This is a genomic window from Leclercia tamurae, assembly GCF_025566055.1.
GTDB lineage: Bacteria > Pseudomonadota > Gammaproteobacteria > Enterobacterales > Enterobacteriaceae > Enterobacter > Enterobacter tamurae.
In genome coordinates, this window is sequence record NZ_JAMHKS010000063.1 from 67,595 (window position 1) to 86,498 (window position 18,904).

General features: G+C 47.1%; 15 protein-coding genes and 1 pseudogene. 4 read left to right on the top strand and 12 right to left on the bottom strand.

Annotation, left to right across the window (positions count from 1 at the left end; translation table 11 throughout):
- The first annotated feature begins 9 nt into the window (after window positions 1-9).
- Entirely contained in the window at window positions 10-798 is a 789-nt protein-coding gene (locus M8318_RS03305; protein WP_262660948.1) for a DsbA family protein, read from the top strand.
- A 931-nt stretch (window positions 799-1,729) separates the two neighbouring features.
- On the opposite strand, the gene M8318_RS03310 is transcribed toward M8318_RS03305, so the two are convergent.
- Window positions 1,730-2,722: a tyrosine-type recombinase/integrase gene (locus M8318_RS03310; protein ID WP_148569855.1), complete on the bottom strand. Its 993-nt coding sequence runs from the start codon at window positions 2,720-2,722 to the stop codon at window positions 1,730-1,732.
- Window positions 2,723-2,950: 228 nt separating this feature from the next.
- Here M8318_RS03310 and M8318_RS03315 point away from each other — a divergent pair, with 228 nt between their 5' ends.
- Together M8318_RS03315 and repA are read left to right on the top strand one after the other, a co-directional pair.
- On the top strand, window positions 2,951-5,659 hold the full coding sequence (locus tag M8318_RS03315) for an NACHT domain-containing protein (protein WP_148569856.1): 2,709 nt from the start codon (window positions 2,951-2,953) through the stop codon (window positions 5,657-5,659).
- Between the two features lie 637 nt (window positions 5,660-6,296).
- Window positions 6,297-7,310 (top strand): plasmid replication initiator RepA, encoded by a 1,014-nt coding sequence (repA, locus tag M8318_RS03320; protein WP_148569857.1) that lies wholly within the window; start codon window positions 6,297-6,299, stop codon window positions 7,308-7,310.
- Window positions 7,311-8,095: 785 nt separating this feature from the next.
- On the opposite strand, the gene M8318_RS03325 is transcribed toward repA, so the two are convergent.
- The 7 genes from M8318_RS03325 to M8318_RS03355 all read right to left on the bottom strand — a co-directional run bounded on the left by M8318_RS03325 (window position 8,096) and on the right by M8318_RS03355 (window position 12,906).
- Window positions 8,096-8,875, bottom strand: coding sequence for a TraX family protein (locus M8318_RS03325; RefSeq protein ID WP_262364820.1), 780 nt, complete (start codon window positions 8,873-8,875; stop codon window positions 8,096-8,098).
- Window positions 8,876-9,473: 598 nt separating this feature from the next.
- Entirely contained in the window at window positions 9,474-9,992 is a 519-nt protein-coding gene (locus M8318_RS03330) for a hypothetical protein (protein ID WP_262660949.1), read from the bottom strand.
- Window positions 9,993-10,117: 125 nt separating this feature from the next.
- Window positions 10,118-10,858, bottom strand: coding sequence for an abortive infection family protein (locus M8318_RS03335; RefSeq protein WP_148569859.1), 741 nt, complete (start codon window positions 10,856-10,858; stop codon window positions 10,118-10,120).
- A 35-nt stretch (window positions 10,859-10,893) separates the two neighbouring features.
- Entirely contained in the window at window positions 10,894-11,475 is a 582-nt protein-coding gene (locus M8318_RS03340) for a DUF2971 domain-containing protein (protein WP_262364822.1), read from the bottom strand.
- A gap of 11 nt (window positions 11,476-11,486) precedes the next feature.
- Entirely contained in the window at window positions 11,487-11,681 is a 195-nt protein-coding gene (locus M8318_RS03345) for a hypothetical protein (RefSeq protein ID WP_262364823.1), read from the bottom strand.
- A complete protein-coding gene (locus M8318_RS03350) occupies window positions 11,678-12,298 on the bottom strand; it encodes a hypothetical protein (RefSeq protein WP_187393550.1) in 621 nt (206 codons plus the stop codon). The genes M8318_RS03345 and M8318_RS03350 overlap by 4 nt, the downstream gene beginning before the upstream one ends.
- Complete coding sequence (locus tag M8318_RS03355) at window positions 12,295-12,906, bottom strand: DNA-binding protein (protein WP_148569860.1); 612 nt, start codon at window positions 12,904-12,906, stop codon at window positions 12,295-12,297. Before M8318_RS03355 ends, M8318_RS03350 begins: the two co-directional genes overlap by 4 nt.
- Window positions 12,907-13,315: 409 nt before the next feature.
- Between M8318_RS03355 and M8318_RS03360 the strand changes: the two genes are divergently transcribed.
- Window positions 13,316-13,711, top strand: coding sequence for a hypothetical protein (locus tag M8318_RS03360; RefSeq protein WP_148569861.1), 396 nt, complete (start codon window positions 13,316-13,318; stop codon window positions 13,709-13,711).
- Window positions 13,712-14,017: 306 nt separating this feature from the next.
- Here M8318_RS03360 and M8318_RS03365 read toward each other — a convergent pair whose 3' ends face one another.
- From M8318_RS03365 to M8318_RS03380, 4 genes and pseudogenes are all read right to left on the bottom strand, one after another.
- On the bottom strand, window positions 14,018-14,656 hold the full coding sequence (locus M8318_RS03365) for a hypothetical protein (RefSeq protein ID WP_148569862.1): 639 nt from the start codon (window positions 14,654-14,656) through the stop codon (window positions 14,018-14,020).
- Window positions 14,657-15,183: 527 nt separating this feature from the next.
- Window positions 15,184-15,477: pseudogene (locus M8318_RS03370) on the bottom strand (helix-turn-helix domain-containing protein); the annotation flags it as partial.
- Between the two features lie 93 nt (window positions 15,478-15,570).
- The gene (locus M8318_RS03375; protein WP_148569863.1) at window positions 15,571-17,190 is read right to left on the bottom strand and encodes a UvrD-helicase domain-containing protein; all 1,620 of its coding nucleotides are present in this window, start codon (window positions 17,188-17,190) and stop codon (window positions 15,571-15,573) included.
- The gene (locus tag M8318_RS03380; RefSeq protein ID WP_148569864.1) at window positions 17,187-18,887 is read right to left on the bottom strand and encodes an ATP-dependent nuclease; all 1,701 of its coding nucleotides are present in this window, start codon (window positions 18,885-18,887) and stop codon (window positions 17,187-17,189) included. The genes M8318_RS03375 and M8318_RS03380 overlap by 4 nt, the downstream gene beginning before the upstream one ends.
- Window positions 18,888-18,904: the final 17 nt, after the last annotated feature.

Below are 18,904 nucleotides of genomic sequence, written 5' to 3' on the forward strand. Positions count from 1 at the left end.
GAGCACAGCATGAAACTGAATACCTTAACGTCATTTATAGTTACAACATACATTTGCTTTAATTCGGTTGCGCAGGCCTCAGCCCCACAGCCAGTATTTACCCCGGCGCAGGAAGCCAGGATCGGGGAAATTGCCGCGGAATACCTGGTGTCACACCCGGAGGTCCTGGTCGCTGTCAGCCAGAAGCTGCAGGCGCAGCAGGAGGCGCGACAGCAGCTGCAGTTTGCCGTCAGGGTCATGGATAACCAGGTGGCCCTGCTGAACGACACGGATACGCCGGCCTTCGGGCCGGAAAACGCAAGCGTGGCCGTCATCGAGTTCTTCGATTATCAATGCGTTCACTGTAGCTCGGTGGCACCGGAACTTGAGAAGATGATGAAGACGCATCCGGACGTGCGCTACATCTTTAAGGAGTGGCCAATTTTTGCCGATCGCTGGGAAAACTCACGGGCGGCCGCCGAACGCGGACTGTCAGTCTGGAAACAGAAAGGGGCAGAGGCGTATGTCACGTATCACAACGCGATTTATGCTACCGGAAAAAATGAAGGCAACCTGACAAAAGAGGACATCGATCTGGCCGCTGCTAAAGCCGGCTGGCGTGACTCCGGCAAAGAGAGTTTTACATCAGCGCTTGAGAAAAATGACGCACTGGCCAAAGCACTGAGTCTGACCGGCACCCCGGGCATCATTATCATGCCAGTAACGGGTGCCACACCGAAAAATATCACGGTGATCCCTGGCGCGGTTCCCGCAGAAAGGCTGGAAGCCGCCATTAATAAAGCGTCCGTATCGCCATGAGCTGGAAACTTGTTACGGCACCAGTAAGAGAACGCTAAGAACTTGCGGGTGAGAGCAAGTAGAATTTGCCAGAGAATGGCAGATATTACATAATGAACTGAAGGCTTTAGATATTTACAAAAACGTATTATCTCAATTTATTCAATAAGTTAATTTCGTTATGGGAAGACTGTATTGCCCGAGATCATGGTTTTGTATTGTACAATACAATTAAAAGGTTGCCTCGCTCCCGGCCCCAAGGGCATAATTCTGGCTGAGCAAAGCCTTACCAGTTTTCACCTTTTAATGGGCTGAAAACGCAAAAAAACCACCCTGGCAGGTGGTTTTTTTGTTTGTTTTACTTAATGAACCTGAATCGATAAGCTGATCTGATGAATATAGATCATCCAGCTTCCCTGCCCTACGACCAACTGGCTAATCAGGGCAAGAACAAACAGGCATACACAGTCACGACGGTTCATACCGCGTCTCCGTATAAAGGTGGTTACCCTTCGCTATCATCACTTGACGAGGGAAAGGTTTGTTGAGCAAAGCCTTACCACCAAATTTATCGGCCCGGCTCCGTGATGAGTGCTTATGGCAAAAACACCGACCTGGGTCCTGACCACATACTACTTATTGGGTCAGGATGCATTTTAAGTGCTACATATAGTGATTTGCATCAAACATGTTTGCGATTTATTTGATTAAGAACAAAGTAAAAAGACAAGTGTACAGACGACAGGGGCTACAGGGTTTGTAAATTCACTGATAAAGATTCTGATTGATTTTCCTGCAAAATCATTAATATGACTCTGTTCGTTTCGGTCCGGAATGTTTAGCTTCACAACTGCGAGCATGCAGCAGTATGGAACAGATGTAGCCGTCAAATCTTTTACCGAGGCTATAAGTCTGTTGTGATCTGGCATCACGTTTCCAAAATAGCTTAAACTCACTTGAACAAATTGATTCTGTCTCGGGCATCCTGAAGACGCTGCTCCCCACGGCGGTCATACTGCTGGGTGGTGGTGACACTGGCATGACCCATCGCATCCTTTACTGTGATTAGATCCTCCCCGTTATCCAGCATCGCGGTGGCAAAGGTTCGCCGCAGATCATGCGGAGAACACTTGCCGATCCCCGCCTGGTCCTGGCGTACCTGCAGGATATGGTACACCGCCTGGTCGGTGAGCCGGTTGAGGGTCACATCCCCGAAACGGCGAATGCGCGTGAACAGCGGCCCCGGCGTTTCCCCCCGAACCTCATCGATCCAGAGTTCCAGCCGCTGCCAAGCCCCGGCCGGAACATAGGCCAGCCGCTCCTTGTTTCCCTTTCCCAGCACCCGCAGGGCCCGGCTCTGCGTGACAACGTCACTGAGATCCAGTCCCACGGCCTCCGAACGGCGCAGACCGCAGCCGAGCAGTACCGCCAGCATCGCCGCATCCCGCGGCCCGAGGCAACTGCGATCGGCCTCACAAACGGCAAACAGGGCGCGGATCTCCTCCGGCGGCAGAGCCCGGCCGGACGGCAGCCGGCTGCCCCGTAGGTTACGCACCGCCCGGATGTGCTGGAAGCTCTCCACGTCCATCAGCCGGAGCATCCAGGCTTCCTTCGCCACGCCCTTGAGCGCCGACAGGTACGTGTTGACGGTTGCCGTAGCTCGGCCGGTGTCACGCAGCAGTTCGGTCACGGCCATAACATGATGCCGGCGCAGGCTACCCCAGCTGCAGGTGTCCGCGTTTACGGCCCCGAGCATCCCGGCGACGATCCCGAGGAACGAGGCCATGGTCTGCCGGCTGCGGGGCGAGTTAAGGGACAGGAGGTAGGCCCGGGCCGGATTAACCGGGGCACCACGCCCAGACACGGCCGGGAGAAATTCATCATCCAGCGGGATCGCTCCTGCCGGAAGATTACGTTCCTGCTCGTCATCAGGTAACAGGCTCATGTTAGGCTCCGGTCCGCCGGAAAGCGTCCGGCGCGCTGCGTGAAAAATCGGGGGAAATGGTCCCGTGAAGCTTACTGCAGAAAGTCTACTTTTTCAAAGGTACATTTTAATAAGTAAAGAAATAATAGAGATTGCTAGTACATCTCAAATAAACAGATAGACCATTTGCTTACTCTATGATTAGTATAAGGAATATTGATCACCTCGAAAATTTAAGAGTAATTGAATATGGAAGACACTAGCCAGCAGCTTTACCTGAAAGCTATGCAAAAAATGAAAGAAGACGATTTCTCAAAATATCTTATAAAGCCTCTTTTTGAATCTATGGGTTTTTACCGTGTTGACTTCTACGGTGGACCTTATGAATCAGGTAAAGATTTGATAGCATTTGTTGAAGTGCCAGTAAACAAAACTATGAGTTACGCTATTCAATCGAAAAAAATTGGCGAAGAGTCTAATACATCAGAGAAAGTAATCTTGGGAGAGCTTGTATTTCAATTAAGACAATGTTTCACAAATCCTATCAAGTTGCATAATGGAGAAGAAGTCATCCCTGATCAAGTATATTTAGCAAGCCCTTATCAAATAAGTATACGTTTAATTGATGAAATTCATGGGATGCTAAGTATTGATCGGAAGAAAGTTGAGATATTGGATGGCCCATTAGTTATTCAATTATTAAAAAAACATAAGCCAACGTTGCTTGAGAAACTACTGTCAGTAGATGATATATTCAGCACACAAGATTCTAGTCAGTTGTGTAATATAGAACTGATGTCTGCGTTGAATCAAAAAGATTCAATACATGAACTTGATTGTTATAGCGATCTAGCATTTTTCATGGGAACGATAGATAGTAACGTTCTACTAAATAGTAAATTTACTATCAAGCCAGATAAGTTTCAAGTTACCCGAGGTAAATGGGAATTGTTTGAACGAACAGTGTACATTCCCTTAAAGTTTTTAACTACTATTGAACCTTTAAATCAAGATGCCTCTTCGATCCTAATAAAATACAATAATGAATATAGTGTTTTTATATCAAAAGAGAACAGGGAAATTAAGCGTAGTATAGACCAAGCAAATCAGTTGTTGGCTGGCAATATCTCCTTTATAAGAGAAGTGATTTCAGAACTAGAAACAAGTATTAATAATATAACAAGACATAAGTTAGAAAACGCTAACCTTGTTATAATGATTCAGAGCGTTACTAACTTGAAAAATTGTCTAGAAGCAAGCTTTCAAGAGAAGGTGATCGAGGATTTTGGTACCTTTATAAACGCAAATAAAATTCATGATCTTGCAAAAGCGAATGCGAGAAGCCTATTGCCAAAAATAGTTGAGTGCTTTAAGAAGGCTAAAGCTTCGCAGTTACAAAGTATAGAATTACGTAAATTGAGGGATGAGTATAAAGAAGAACCCAAGATTGAATATGCATTCAATAGCGAACTAATTAACTCATGGTTGAATGAAAGATGTGAGAAATATAAAGTAGATATAAAAGCTATAAATTCCGGTGATAACAGTGTTGATATATTTCGATTTCTCAATGATACGCAGACTACATTGAATGTGCTTGATATACTTGTAAACAAAATGGAGGATAGTGAAAAAGTATTTTCTAAAGAAGTAGTTATGGATAGTATAGGAGTTATAGATGGTCTCTCGACATCCCCTTTCAGACTTTTCGATTGTCAACATGACATAGCCGTTTATGGTAGCGCCGGGGCTGGAAAAACAACAACACTTCAAATGTATGCAAGAAAACTAGAGCTGGAAGGGAATAGAGGAGTTATATACCTACCTTTAAATCGCTTCTTAAATAAAGTTGATATGAACTTTGATTCAAAAACAAAAAACTATGACATTTTAATGAGTATGATTTTGATCTCAAAGTCACTTGAGCCTATACGGGAGAATATAGAAAAGCTTGAACTTCATTTGCAAAACAAAAAAAGAAACAAAATTATTTTTGATGGTTTAGATGAGGCTTATGTAAAATTCCCTGGGATAATAGAGGCAATTAACTTTTTCAAAAAGAAATTTGACAATATTCAGCTGCTAATTTCGAGTAGAGACTGTGTTAGTTATTTATCTGAAATTGATTTTTTAGGAATCACACTTATGCCTTTCAGTGAAACTCAGTTATACAGTTTCATTCAGGCGTGGTTTAAAGATAAAAACCCTGCATTAAGTGAAGTTATAATTGAAAACATTAAGGCGAAAAAAATATCGGACATAGTCAGAACGCCATTATTAGCAACATTGCTTTGTGATTTAGCTGAAAAAGGAATAGATATACCATCTAGTGAAAGTGAAATTTTCACAAAAAGATTAGAGTTATTATGCGGCTCTTATGACACGTTTAAAGATATTAAACGCACAAAATTATCGCAAAGTATTTTAATTAAGGCATCCCATAAGATTGCTTTTGCTATGCACTCAAAGACTTTAAGAGCAGCAACTAAGCAGGAACTTATTACTTTTTTGATTAATGACCCTAGTTTTAATTATGAGGACTCTACTTGCTCATTAGCAGTTACTGAGCTAATAGACCCTTGTAACATTCTCATTTTCGATCCAATATCTGAAACATTTTCTTTCGGTCATCTGCGTTATCAGGAACACTTAGCATCATTAGAATTAATGCAGAATCGGTCAATAGAAATCATTCATTATCTAAAAAATGATTGGTGGCGCGGTTCCTTGTGTCTTTATGCGCAATGCTGTGAATTCTCAATTTTATTGGAAGAGTTTACTTTAAGATATTCCAACATAAAGCCTGCATTGATTACATTACGTGAAATGGTTAAATTTAGACCTGAGAAAGAACGCCGTCATTTGAATGAACTAATATATAATTACGAACGATCAGATGATGACTACTTCAACTCTTCTTTTGAATGGGATGATAGCTGGAGATCGGATGGCTATTAATTTGCCATTATTATAAAATCTCTATCCCCAAATACTGCCCGCAAGCCTTAAATCAGACAATGCGCAGCGGGCCATAGTAAACAATGCAAGGATGCTACTATGACAACTCGTAACTATCATCATCTTTTCTGCTGTCATGCATATCATTTGAGCAGACCTAGAGACTTGATGCCATGAAACGTGCTACTTGCTAAAAGCACCTAAGGACAATGAGCATGCAAACAATGGACGGTTATCTGGTCTAACATCTGGAAAAATTGCTGACAAGAAGGTAGTATTCGAATCGTCATTGATCGTCTTGTGGTGGGACAGATTGTTGATTCAGATTACTTTTGTGACCTAACTCAAACTGACGGTTTGACTGCTTTGTGGTGAGGCAGGCGGGTGGCAGAAGATGGTTTTACGGAAGAAATGCGGACTTCCGTAAACAATCAGAGACAGGACGTGTCCGTTAAAACGTTCAGGAGCAGGTGACGGGGTTTTCCGGAGCCTGAATGCACAAACCCCCCGAAATCTGTCTGAAACTTGGCGGAATCGTCAGATATCAGGGGGTCCAAAAGCAGGCGCGATGCCTGTGAAGGATTATAACGCATGCACCATAGAAAACAACACCCGGCCGCCATAAGAACAGGCCGCCGTGAATGATAATCAAAAACCTGTTCACTGGTCTGAACTTCCGGCCGATGAGTTGACCCGGTTCTGGCAGGAAGTCGATGCTGGAACTCAGGATGATTTTCTCATCGTACCAGCCAAAAAACGGACCCGCCGTACGCGCGGTGACCATTCAACTCGTGCCAAATGTGAATTTCCGGTGTGGTATCGCCCGGCGCATTATAAAAAGCTTTCCGGGGAACTGGGCCATGCCTACAACCGGCTCGTGATGTTTGACAGGACGACTGGGCAGTCCAGGCTGCGTAGTCACGTCTCGCGCCATCCTCTTTACGTTACTGGTCGCCGGAAGGCAGGCCGAAAATACGGTTTCCGTCCCGAACGTCAGCGCCTTATCGATGCCCTCTGGCCCCTGCTCGTCAGTTTCTGTGATGCCGGCAAGCATACAGTCGGCATGTGTATTTCTCGCCTGGCGAAAGAACTGAGCATAAAAGACGCCAAAGGCAACGTCATACGGGAAACGGAGGTGACGGTGTCACGCCTGTCACGCCTTATTGAAGAACAAGTGCGCTTTGGCGTACTGGGTCTGGCAGAAGAACGTATCTGGGATCGTGAATCACGTTCCTGGCTCCCTGTTTATGTCTATATCACTCCCGCAGGTTTTAAGATGTTGGGTGTCAATATGGACAAACTGCTGAAAGAGCAGGAGAAGAAACTTCGTCTCAGCGCTGAGCGTGAACGGCTGATTCATGAAGGTGCGATGACCGAACATGATGATATTACCCCGCATAAGGCCCGACAGTGCTGGTCAGGTCAGAAGCGGCGTGATGCCCTAACTTACCGCCGGAAGAAAGGGGCTGAACGCAAGCGAGCCAACAACCTGATTAAGCTACCGGCAGATGAACGTCTTCATGTCATGGAAAAATGGATTTTCAAAACCCTTTCACATGATGAAGCCTACTGGTGTACGCCTGAAAGACTGACCCAGCTGGCCGTACAGCATCTGTATCAGCTGGATCTGGCTCTGTCACCGCCGGATTAACAGCGACACAAACCGCTAAGCTCTCTCGCTCTGTATACATGCCCCTGACCGGGGCTTTTTATGCTGGTTTTTTCCGGGAAAGTCGCGCATTTATTATCCACTGCACATTGTCTGCCTGAGTATTCAGAAGTAAAACCTCCCATCCTGACGGCACAGAATGTCGATCATCCAGGTTTTCCACAGAAATCCGCAAAGGGATAAGTCGTGCTTTCCGGAAATGAACAACAGGGAACCCGCAAAATTATCTAACCCCCCCTTTTTTATCGCTCTGTTCATTACATTCCAGTGTGGATCTTTGTCTTCTGCCACTTTGTGGATATCAATAATGCCTTCGCATGCAGCGGCCTGACGGCCACGCGCTCAGATAAAATCAAAGCTTCCCCCCGTCGTAAGCGCCGGGTCCCGTTCTGGCCAGAACCCGACATAATGCTCACACCTTACCCTTGCAAAACCGCCGCCGCCCCGGCCCAAAGGGCCGGCACAGCATCGCTTTACGAGGGATGTTGTAACTAGAAATAAAGTCGCTTCTAGTAGCGTAGCTGGAAAGAATGAGTGACACGCTCGTAAGCGGCCCTCCGGGCCGCATAACGCGGAGATAAGCCCCGGCTTCGGCAAAGCCTCGCCGTGACCACTCCGATCGCGCACCGAAGCTACTGAGTCGCTTATAGCGGGTATGGCCTTGCAGGGGGAAGGTCAGTTAAGGCAGAAACTATCAATCCGCAGCGGCTGAAGCCGGTGACGGCGACCCTTACCGACAGAGCCTGACATACCGATATCTGTCGCCTTTATGCCCTTGCGGGCATGTGAAGACAGAGCAGGATGCCTGCCAGTAACAGATGGCCGGCATAGGCGAAGTAGAAGAAATTTCGTGGCATAAAACGCTGGCCATCTTCGCCGGTGTGCTTCTGTACCAGGGTGACGGCAAGGAGAGGCAAAACCAGGGTCGGCAGTATGACAAAAAGCAACGTGTCCGCCGGCGCGGAAACCAGATGCGAAACACCGTTCAGGCATGCCAGGGAGATAACGGCCGCCAGTTCTGCGGCCCGGTGCCATTTTTCCATTGCGGGTGAGTAAACTACGGCCAGAGAACAGGCCAGAGCCAGTCCCGCCATTCCGAAGCTCCCGGGTGTCAACGGAACAATCAGAGCGGCAACGATCATCACCCCGATCATCAGTCCTTTCTTCCCGTATCGATGCTGCAGGGCAAGCAGCTGCGTTACGGCGGCAAACACGAAGAGAATATTCAGGGCATATCCGGGCAGCTGATGGCGGAACGCCAGCATGAACGCCGGCTGGGTCAGTAATGCCCACATCCACAGACGGTTCGCGCGATGCTGCAGCCGTTCGGGATTGCCATGCACGTTCATCGCCCATATAAGCGTGAACAGGGGGAAGGCCATCCGGCCAAGCGCATACATCAGCGGATCGAGTGGGGTTATAAAAAGCGTGTTGACGTGATCGATCAGCATGGCCATAAGTGCCAGAACCTTCACCAGGTCCAGAGCGGCAGGACTGATCCCTGTAGGAAACAGATTTAATTGACGTATTTGGGCTGGCAGAATCACAGTCTTTATTCTCCTGACGGCAGGCATTCAGAAGCCAGGTCTGAACCCATAGCCAGAAAGCCCTGCCTGTATGGCTCGTTATTCTTACCCTGAGTTTTTCAAGGATCTTACGTGCTGCAAACTCAGACTTATCGCGCAGAACCCGCATGCAACCAGATGTATCTTTATTCTGTATACAGATATTTAAAATATGAAAATCGTTCATCTACTTCCCTTCCTGACCTTATAATTATCGGCAGAAGGGGAAAAAAGTTTAGGTTAAAGTTTGCATGTCTTATCAAAAAACATCCTCTCGTTCGTTAGCTGTTAAATAACATTCTTAATTGCCTTAGTTATCCCGGCTTATGAATATTTAAAAAAAAACGAACAAGAGTAGAAATGATGGCATTAAAATACACACCCATCCCAGGACCGGGTCATCCATTGCGCTTGAGAAGCACAACTCCCCTATACAGGTCGGTTCTGTGTTAAGTATTCTGATTCCCATTAAAAATACATATACCAGAGAATAGACAGCACAGGCCATTAAAGTAAAAAAGCCGATATCTTTACAAAGTTTCCCTACATCGATAGTAACTTTCATTGATTTAACCCCTGCTTATTTATATGATGTGCTGGTATCCGGAAGCTGCTCTTCCGCAGCCGCAGCCGCAGCCGCAGCCGCATGCCTTTCTCGTATCTCTTTTGCGGCTTCCTTCCATGTTTTCGTCCATTCTTCATCCATCCGGCCTTCGCTGACAATTTTCACTGCAATGGCATAAGGCGTTCTTCCAAGCTTCTCTGAAAGCCAGAGGATATGATTATTAATATCATGGTCAGGTATATCGTCAATAATGGACCGAATAGTTTCTGATTCTTCCTGGATCCATATTTTACCGGTTCGTGGAAAAACAATATCTGGTTCACGCGGCTTTTTTATTTTATCAGCTTTTGCCTGTTTACGGGCTTCTTTTGATGCAGAAATGACACGCAGCCTTTCTTGTAGTCCTCCCAGTACCGCCACCGTTCTAACCATATTTTCACGCTGTTCACGGTTAAGTAAGTCATCCTCGCAAATAAGTGAATTCAACGTTTCAATAAGGTCATCGACTTTTTTCTCGGTTAGCTTATTGCTCATGGACTTGTTCCCTGTAATTTTTTCTCATTTTGAAAGAGTACGGCCAGCATTCGAGATTCTGACCGTACTTCATTTCTTCGCTGATGTTCTATCTGTTCACTGTGAACTTAGTATTTTTATTAAAACTAAAGCAACTCATCAACATAAGTCATGATGGAACGAACCAGATTGATAGCAAAACGCGCATCGGCTTCATTAAGCAAAGTTTCAGTAGGATGGGCCATACTGTAATTGTTACGCAGGTTATTTATCCCATGCAGTATGGAGCCAGACGATCTCAGCATTTTAAACACGTCTTCATTTCTTCCATCATCCGGCAACGCCTTAAGATGCGCAGTAATCAGGGCAAGCAAGCCTGGAACATTATCATTCGTGGTGTTGGTCGCAATTCCATGATTAGCGCACATTTGTCTTAATGAAGCATGAAGAGCAGTATGAACACGATCGTAGGCCCGGTGTGGTCCATGGTTCTTAAGCAACATTTCTGCATCCTGCAGGGCTTGGTAGATGTTTTCATTCACATTTTTCGAAGGGGCTGCTGAAACATTTCTTTGCCCGTTCTGATTTACAATGTCCTTTATCTCATTGAATAAATCAGCGTCGGCATTGTTAATAAAGCGTTGAACATTATCAAGCGCCCAGATTTTCGCAAGGTTGTCAGCGTCTCTGGCCAGAGTACTTTCTATGGCGGAGATGGCCACTCCTTTCAGCTCAGGGTTGTCCCAGTGAACATGCCGGTAGAATTGATATAGCCCTTCCGGAACATCTTCACAAGATGTAACAGCAAAAAGCTCCTGCCAGTCGCCTTCGCTAAACTTATCTGCCAGGATTTTTGCCAATTTTATTTGAGAGACTTTATCCAACATACTGATCCCTAATAGTTTGTACTTTTCAATTGAGTTTACCTGAACGGCGTCTCTGTAAACGAAATCCGTGTACTGTTATACCCCTTACTCTGCAACAGAAATGCTATCCCCTCCATCATCATTGATCTGTTACTGCGGGGGCCAATTCTGATGCTTTTCAGTGGCAGCTTATCTTTTGATTTGACGATCAGATATGGCACCAGACCATTATCATTGACACGAAAATTGACCCCCTCAAAAGGCCTGTCCGGCAGGATAACCATCCGGAACTCCTGCTCCTCTTTGAAACCATCATTCTTGAAAAAAGGCGGCAGACTGTGAGCCAGTTTTGCTGCATAGCCCAGTTCATATATCGCATCCTGGCTTATGGCAGCCTGCACTTCAGGGGCATTGAAGAAAGCGAGGATCTCATTCCGGGCTTCAACCGTGGAATTCTCTTTGGTATAGATTACCCGGTTTTTAAACACCTGGTAGTGCATGAGTTCCAGGGAGTCAGCCAGTTCGTCATCATCAAATTCCAGACACACGCCCTGAGAGCTGCCATAACCGCGCCACTGGCTTAACAGGTCGGGCTCAAGACAGAACGAAAGGTTATAGGCGTGAGCAGCCCGGTGCATTCTGAAGTGCGTCAGTGCCTGTTCGATGACTTAAGGGTTTTCGGGTTAAAGTCGTCCCTCAGGTACTGCAGGGCATTCTCAAGGCAATTCATGCCGTGAGTCAGCTCGTTGCTGTCATTGAGAAAGGAAAAGTTCGTCGCCCACAGTGAACCTGATTCGATGATGCCCTTCAGGCCGTTCAGGTCAGTGTAATGATAAATCTTCATCTGGCAGCCTCCTGACTGTTCGGGCCCTGTTCGCACTCAGTTTTCTGAATGTCAGAGAGAAACGGGAACGCCTTAGCAGCGTCTTCCCTTCTTTCTTCTATCGACCGTTCCCGGGCCTGCCATTCAGGATCTGTTTTCAGTATTGCGTCGGCGCGGTTCCGTAACCATGCGTAAATTCCCTGGAGGCGATCGAGGTTTATCCTGCGGGTCTCTATTTCTCCTTCATACTGCGGGATTTTTCTCAGCAGCGTGCCAAGTACGCCGCCGGTTTCGAGTGGCTCAGCCGATATGTAGTCCGTATATTCATCAAACTGGTCTAGGGTCAGGTCGATGTATTCACCGTCAAGTATGACGATGACATGGCCATGAACAGTGGAGTTTTCTGCCTTACGGAAAGTCTCATTCCCGCACATAAACAGAATGCCAGGTTCTCCTCTTTCACCGCAGTCTTTAAGGTATTGCGCCAGGCAATTGCTGGCCAGGTTGCAGCTGCCGGCCGGGAAGTTTTTCAGCTCACACCAGCGTGATCCGTTCCTGTATTCTTCTGGCAGCTCCCGGACAGCCTTTTCCAGAGCCTGGCGAAACGCCCGGATGCGAAACGTGGTTTCCTCTCTCATTTTTTCACCTTCCCGTCATGGCGTGCCAGGGCCAGCAGTTCGGCCTGAAGCTGACGGCCGCCCTCCCGGGCTTCCTTCAGCTCCGCTTTCGTGTCCTGCAGCTGCGCCGCCAGGTGTTCGCCGGTGGCGGTCAGGCGGGCCACCTGCTCGCGCAGCGGGAGCGCCTCCGCGCGCAGCTCGCGTACCTCCTGCAGCAGGCGGTCACGTTCAGCCACCACTTCCCGCAGCACCGCCAGCTCGCTTTCCAGGGTGGCCAAGTTAGCCAGCGCCTCATCCCGCTCCTGGTCGGCGCGGGCAATGTCGTCGTCGGCCTGCTCGCGCGCCGCCAAGGCCCCGGCTTCAGCCTGTTTCACGGCCGCCTGCCACAGCAGCCCCAGCTGACCGGTCAGCAGCTGCGCCAGCTCTGTAGGCAGGGGCGTGGTCTGTTCAGCGGCCTGCTCGCGCTGGCGGGCGCGGAACGCGCGCATCACCGGGGAGATGTGGGACAGGGAGCCGCCACCGAGGTGCTGACGGACCTGCTCGTTGGTCGGGTTCGGGGTGCCGGCGGCCATCAGGGCGGCCGCGGCGTCTTCAATGCGGCGCACGGTGTCCGGGGAGAGGGTGGTCATGGTCTGGCTCCGGTTTTACAGGGAATGGCGTCATCGTACTCCCGGTGTAAAAAACACACAATACACATGCAATACAACTAATACATACTGTACGTACAATACAGCATCTACATACACTCGCTATCCTTTAGCGAGCAGATCCGAAAAAAGGCAAAGCCGGATCTGGACTGATTAATCGTATGGAAGGGCAAACGAGATACGGCACAAAAGAGTTCAAGGCAAAAGGCAGGTGGGAACGTAAGGTCCGCTTCGAGCGAGAAGCGGACATTAACAAGTAGCATATTTGTGGCGTTAAGCACTGGCAGGATCAAGCTCCGAAACAAGGTAATGACATCGCAACTTATCTTATTCCCTGTGAGCATAACTTGTGCGAAAATCTGACAGAGCTAGAAGAAATATGGATGTAGACATGTATAACTGGAATTTAGTTGTGATAGCGTTGTTTGGACTAACTTACTTTCCATTTTTATGGCTTATAGGTATGAGGACTAGTGCTAAAGAAATACTCTTTAAAAATCAATTTTATGAGATAGATCCCAGGGCGTTGATACCTAAATGGGCTCAAATCAGCACACAGTTATTTTTTTATGCACATTACTGCTTTTTTTTAATTCCTTTGTCAATGATTAGCTGGCTACATGGTTTAGCGGCATTTGGAGCGGGTGTTTTGATGTTTGTTTTGACCCCCTTACTATCCTGTAGTTATCCGGCAATATTCAAACGAAATGCTATGCGAGTATATAAAAATGACCCTAATGCGGGACGCCAATTAATAAAGATTCTAAGGGCAGCCAACTGGCGATAACTCTTCCTGTAAATTCGGGAATTGAGGCGAGTTTTACTTCGCGATTATTGCGTTTTCTCAGCTGAATGATATCGGCAGGGACATCATCTACAGTTAGGATCACGCAGACACTCCGAAGAAATGGCCGCCATCATTAAACTTATGGCAATTTTAAGGACTTAACGTCCGCTCCTGGCACTCAGCAGACCTTTTGACCGAACTGAAGGTCTGCTACGAGCGATATCCAGACATTTTTATCACGTACACCCCATTTAATTTTAATCCTCAGCCAGATAAAGGACTGCGAAATGCCCTTTTGTGACATATTTATTTTTTGATAAATTCGAAATCGGTCTTCCCGGCCATAACCGCGAGCCTCAGCTGTTCCCCTAAATCTGGGTTACATAACCGCTCATAGTCAATATCCATGGCTGAGATCAGTGCTTCAAGAAATGAAATGCCATTCCTAATGATTTTCGTCATGTAAATAAGGAAACGTGTCCGGTCTGCCGGGTAATCCAGAGCAGTTTCACTTTCAAATACTTTATGTTTTCCGTCCGGGTTCACGTAACTGTTTATCGCTGTTTCGAGGATCCAGTTGTTATACAATTCCATGATTTGACTGTCAGACATCATATTCAGAAACTGGCGCATCTCGGGACGCCACTCCAACGCTTTACCCAGGAGTTCGGGCTTGATATGCCCGACAAATTTATTGCGCAGGTATTTGGCAAACTCAAATTCGGCTGAGGTCTGACGGTATAATAATGAAAGCTCAGGGTGCTCCCGGTACATCAGCCTTACTGTGAGCTCAAAATCGACAAGGTTGGCAACAGAGATGAGTGCCTGTTTGAACAGGATCATCGTGAACAAACTGCCAACGCCTTTTTCGCCAAACTCCCGATCTATTTCTTTCAGATCAGCCTGAATTAGTCTGGCTTTAATTAGGGTAATCACGTGTTGCATTGTATCTGCGCAGGTTGGTTGAATGAACACTGAGTATTACATGCCGGTATGCAGGCAGACCAGATGCCCCCGGGTTTTCAATACTGCACTGGCCACGCTCTAACCCGTACCGGCTTTCGGGCAGAGCGAACCGCCGCCTGCCGGCACCGGGAACGGAATGCCCTTCACACCGGCACCCGGGAAGCCCGCCGAGCGCTGCCGGCCTGCAGTGACGCCAGAGTGTTCTCCACCTCACCTTCGCAATCGGTGGCCACGTCATGCAGCAGCAGAAAGAACCCGCCCTCATGATCTATGGCCCGCGCATCCAAGTACGTCAGCAGCCAGACCGCATGACGTAGAAGATGGCACGCTTCCGACTGTAGGCATGTCAGTGACGGCCATGTCGTCCAGTCTGCACGTTTCTTGCCTCAGGGCGGCGAGGAGGAGGGCCAGTTCAGTTTTCAGAGCGGACGGGGGGGTGTTCTGGCGGAAGAGCCTGGTCGGCAACGTCCGCCATTGGCACAAAGCGGACATACGCAGTAAGAAGCTCACGAACGAGCATCAGCGTCTTCTATTATCGCTTTTACTCTTAGAATGGTCTGCCGAGTAGTGTCAAATTCCCGGGCGATTGTGCTGATACTCTTCCCTTCACTTAAACGCAGGAACACCACTTTCTTTTGTTCATCATCCAGAGCCGACGGGCGGCCGAAACGCTTTCCGAAAGCCTTAGCCCGCGCAGTCCCGGCATGCGTACGTCCAAGCAGCAGATCCCGCTCAAATTCAGCAACCGCAGAGATTACCTGCATTGTCATATTTCCGGCGGGACTGGTGAGGTCTATCCCTTACATTGGCAGGCAGTAAACACATATTTTTACGCATATAGTGGTTTAATGGTTTTCGAGTATCCATGGCTATTCAGCATTGGAGCAGCGTTGTTAAAGTTCTTTAAATAAACCTTTCAGTCCCGGCCTTGTAAGGAACTGAGAGGGATTCCCCGTTTTTAGCTCTCGTTTAGCATTATATCGTTTTGTCGAATGCATCAGGATTACTCCCTTTCTGGCGCGGGTGACGCCCACATAGTGAAGATTGAGACACTGCTGTTCATTCTGAAAAATTACATCGTAGCTGCCTTTCACATACTCCCTTGCAGGTAACACCCAGTCATACAGATCCAGATGTATTACGACGTCAAATTCCAGCCCCTTTGATTTGTGCAACGTCATGATTTGGACTTCATCGTCCCGGACATGTAAATAGTTGTTTTTAATGCGGGGTACCGTAAGCGCATCGTTTATTCCGGTAATGTGAGTCCCACTGAGTTCACAACCGGTACATGAAAAAACAGCCAGTCTGATAGCTTCTGGCAGGTTGGCATCAGAAGTGACACGTACCTGCCGGATGAGTTTGCGTGCCAGAACTACGTCGCTCCGTTTGGCAACAGCGCTGAGGTAATCATCAAGGACAAGCTGAGCCGTTGTTTTTTTATTGTATCTGTAATGCAGCAATGCTTTAACTAGCCCTGATATCTTATCTCCGGCCTTACTTAAGTTATCGTCCAAGTATGTTCTTGAGGCCGTTCTCAGATTGTCGGCAATCAGCTCAGCACACAGGTTGCTCCGGACTAGTATGGCAATTTCTTTATTATTCTCGATGGAAAAATGCTTTTTTAATCCTGCCACTTGAGCGTCAATCCAGGCAGCGATATTGGCCTGATCTCCTGTCACACTTTTGTGATAAACCACAAGGTTGTCGCTTTCAAGCAGCATGCACTCAGGATCTTTCAACCGGTTTGCATAGTTAATAATTGAAGGATGGCATCGATGATTCAAAGTGATCTGTTTATGAGTGAAATCAGGGTGGCGGATAAAATCTTTGAGAGAGTCTGCGCTGCGATGCGCATAGAGATAAATGGACTGGTCAACATCCCCGACTACAGTAAGTTTAATGTTTAATCCCGCGAGTAGCCTGAATATCTGGTGAGCAAAGAAGCCTGTATCCTGATATTCATCAACAAATATCCCTTTATATCTGACTTTTAAATATCGCTGACACGCGAGAGATGCACTCATAATGTATAAAGCCATGAGAGGAACCATTTCAAGTATAATTACGCCCCGTTCATACAGTCTTTCCAGAGCGGCCATACCATGTTCTGTGTTATTTTCTGGCAAATTATCGGGCATGTAATACGGGGAAAGAATTTCCCTATCCTCCGCATCCAAGTTACTGGCTTTAATTACTTCCAGCCCCGTTGACGGACAGCGCCATATATGTTTCATGAAAGGCATCACTATTTCGCTCAGTAAAAACTTATCTGTTGTCCCGAAAAAGCTAGCCTTAATGTCTTTGCTTAAAGTCATACACCGCGCCTTGAGTTCATCGCTGGATTTATTCGTGTAAGACAAAGACACCACGCCCTGATGTGACTTGCAACCTGCCAGCACCAGGGAAATTTTATGGGTAAGAATTGTTGTTTTACCACTTCCCGGGCAGGCTGTAATGACGAGGTTTTCCGTAAAGTCCACAGCATCCTGTTGTTCAGCAGTCAGCCTCATTTCTCACCCCGCACTAGTTTTTGCACTGCTAAAAGTGGACGGGCAATATCTTTATCAGCCAGCTCAGCTAAAAATTGCCGTTTGTGCTTCAGTAATGACCGCATTTTTATCGCCTTTTTGTCCCGAAGGAAATCAGCCGCAGCATCAGCATCTGCTGCCCCTGAGAAATCCAGGAGGTGTGCAGTAAAATCACAAGAGAGGTCGCCTTCAAGATCAGTAATTGAAAGAAATACCCCACCTGCGTTAATGAGGGGAGTAACCCTTCCCCATTCATTATGCCGTTCCCGTGACGTGATTTCGTGGGACACATGTCCGCCTTTTGACAACCCGCATAGCGTCAGCGCACGGTTCGCTCCGGTATAACTCCACTCCTGCCTGTGCGGTACCTTCGCCACATCATTATCCGTACGTGCCACCCAGCCAATGTGCAGGGCCTGCAGTATTTTTTTGTAAACTTCAAACTGTACGCCATCGACGGACAGAATGCTGATGTTGAGGAGATCGAGATCGAGACCTAGTGCCTTGGCAAGCTCAGTATAAAAGATCACTTCTGAAGGCCCCTCAACCAAGAGTACCGCACTGGCAAAAAATGCTTCTGCCGGAATGATACTCATCCGATATCCCATTTCGTCCCAGGCAGTACTGATGCAGGCAGAGCATCCGTTGCTTGCCGCCTTTGTGGAACCTTTGCTTGCACATAACCTGATAACACAGTCAGGGCGGAAGTTAACGGCAATTTGGGGAGAATGAGAGGTGACAATAGACTGACCTGGCAGGTTTTCGATAAGGTAAGAAGCAAGCTTTCTTTGCTGATGTGGAAACAGGTGGGCTTCCGGCTCCTCAATGCAGTAAATGACAACTTCACTGGTGACATCATGTTCTCGAAGGCTTTTGGCTTTCCATAGTGCGAGGAGTATCTGGTTATTAAACCCGTCTCCACCCAGCATGAGCTTTTTACCGTTAGTGCTGGCACTGAGTTCAAGTTTCTCAATGAACTGGTCTATGCCTATCGCGCCCGTATCCAGCTGTACCGTTAGCCGCTCATGGTTGTAAGACAACTTACGAAGTTCGGTATTAAGCTCTGAAGTCGCCGAAGCTACGTAGCTGATCTCACGGACCTTTTCATTTACCTCGGCCAGCAACTGGTTCAGGACAGTGAATACCTCGCCGTCGTTTTGGCTCTGCTCTTCACTGCGAACATCCTGTGCCAGCCTCAACAGATGCTTTTTTTCCAGACGGATATATTTCTCAAGGTCTCGCTGGGAATTGATATATTTCAGGCTAAGATATTTCAGATAAAAACGGTTTGGCACCTCATCGTAACTTAAACCATCGTGGCTTAAGCTGATTGTAAAATCCATTGTGGACTGACAAGCATGATACTTAATATAAAGCTCATCATCCTCACTAACATATCCACTCAGTTTTGAGATGACAGCATCTTCCCTGACTTCACCAAATCGGACGACTATTTCGATTTCCTGTGACTGTACGCCATCCGGGTCTATGTGGAAATCATTAACCCTAGGTTCCAGATCTAACTCAGACAGGCTTTTGTCCAGTAAAAGTCTGAGTGCAAAAAGAAGGTTAGTTTTCCCGATATCGTTAGCGCCAATAATCAGCGTTGACTCTCTGAAATTAATTTGAGCCTCATGATAATTTCTGAATCCAGAAATATAGAGCGTTTCAATCAACATAATCGTATTCCTTTAGA

Coding starts and splice junctions, on each gene's coding strand:
- M8318_RS03335 (WP_148569859.1), bottom strand. CDS start 10,858: ATGTTGGATAAAGTCTCTCAAATAAAATTGGCAAAAATCCTGGCAGAT.
- M8318_RS03365 (WP_148569862.1), bottom strand. CDS start 14,656: ATGCAACACGTGATTACCCTAATTAAAGCCAGACTAATTCAGGCTGAT.
- M8318_RS03315 (WP_148569856.1), top strand. CDS start 2,951: ATGGAAGACACTAGCCAGCAGCTTTACCTGAAAGCTATGCAAAAAATG.
- M8318_RS03340 (WP_262364822.1), bottom strand. CDS start 11,475: ATGCACCGGGCTGCTCACGCCTATAACCTTTCGTTCTGTCTTGAGCCC.
- M8318_RS03380 (WP_148569864.1), bottom strand. CDS start 18,887: ATGTTGATTGAAACGCTCTATATTTCTGGATTCAGAAATTATCATGAG.
- M8318_RS03305 (WP_262660948.1), top strand. CDS start 10: ATGAAACTGAATACCTTAACGTCATTTATAGTTACAACATACATTTGC.
- M8318_RS03360 (WP_148569861.1), top strand. CDS start 13,316: ATGTATAACTGGAATTTAGTTGTGATAGCGTTGTTTGGACTAACTTAC.
- M8318_RS03355 (WP_148569860.1), bottom strand. CDS start 12,906: ATGACCACCCTCTCCCCGGACACCGTGCGCCGCATTGAAGACGCCGCG.
- M8318_RS03350 (WP_187393550.1), bottom strand. CDS start 12,298: ATGAGAGAGGAAACCACGTTTCGCATCCGGGCGTTTCGCCAGGCTCTG.
- M8318_RS03345 (WP_262364823.1), bottom strand. CDS start 11,681: ATGAAGATTTATCATTACACTGACCTGAACGGCCTGAAGGGCATCATC.
- M8318_RS03375 (WP_148569863.1), bottom strand. CDS start 17,190: ATGAGGCTGACTGCTGAACAACAGGATGCTGTGGACTTTACGGAAAAC.
- M8318_RS03310 (WP_148569855.1), bottom strand. CDS start 2,722: ATGAGCCTGTTACCTGATGACGAGCAGGAACGTAATCTTCCGGCAGGA.
- M8318_RS03330 (WP_262660949.1), bottom strand. CDS start 9,992: ATGAGCAATAAGCTAACCGAGAAAAAAGTCGATGACCTTATTGAAACG.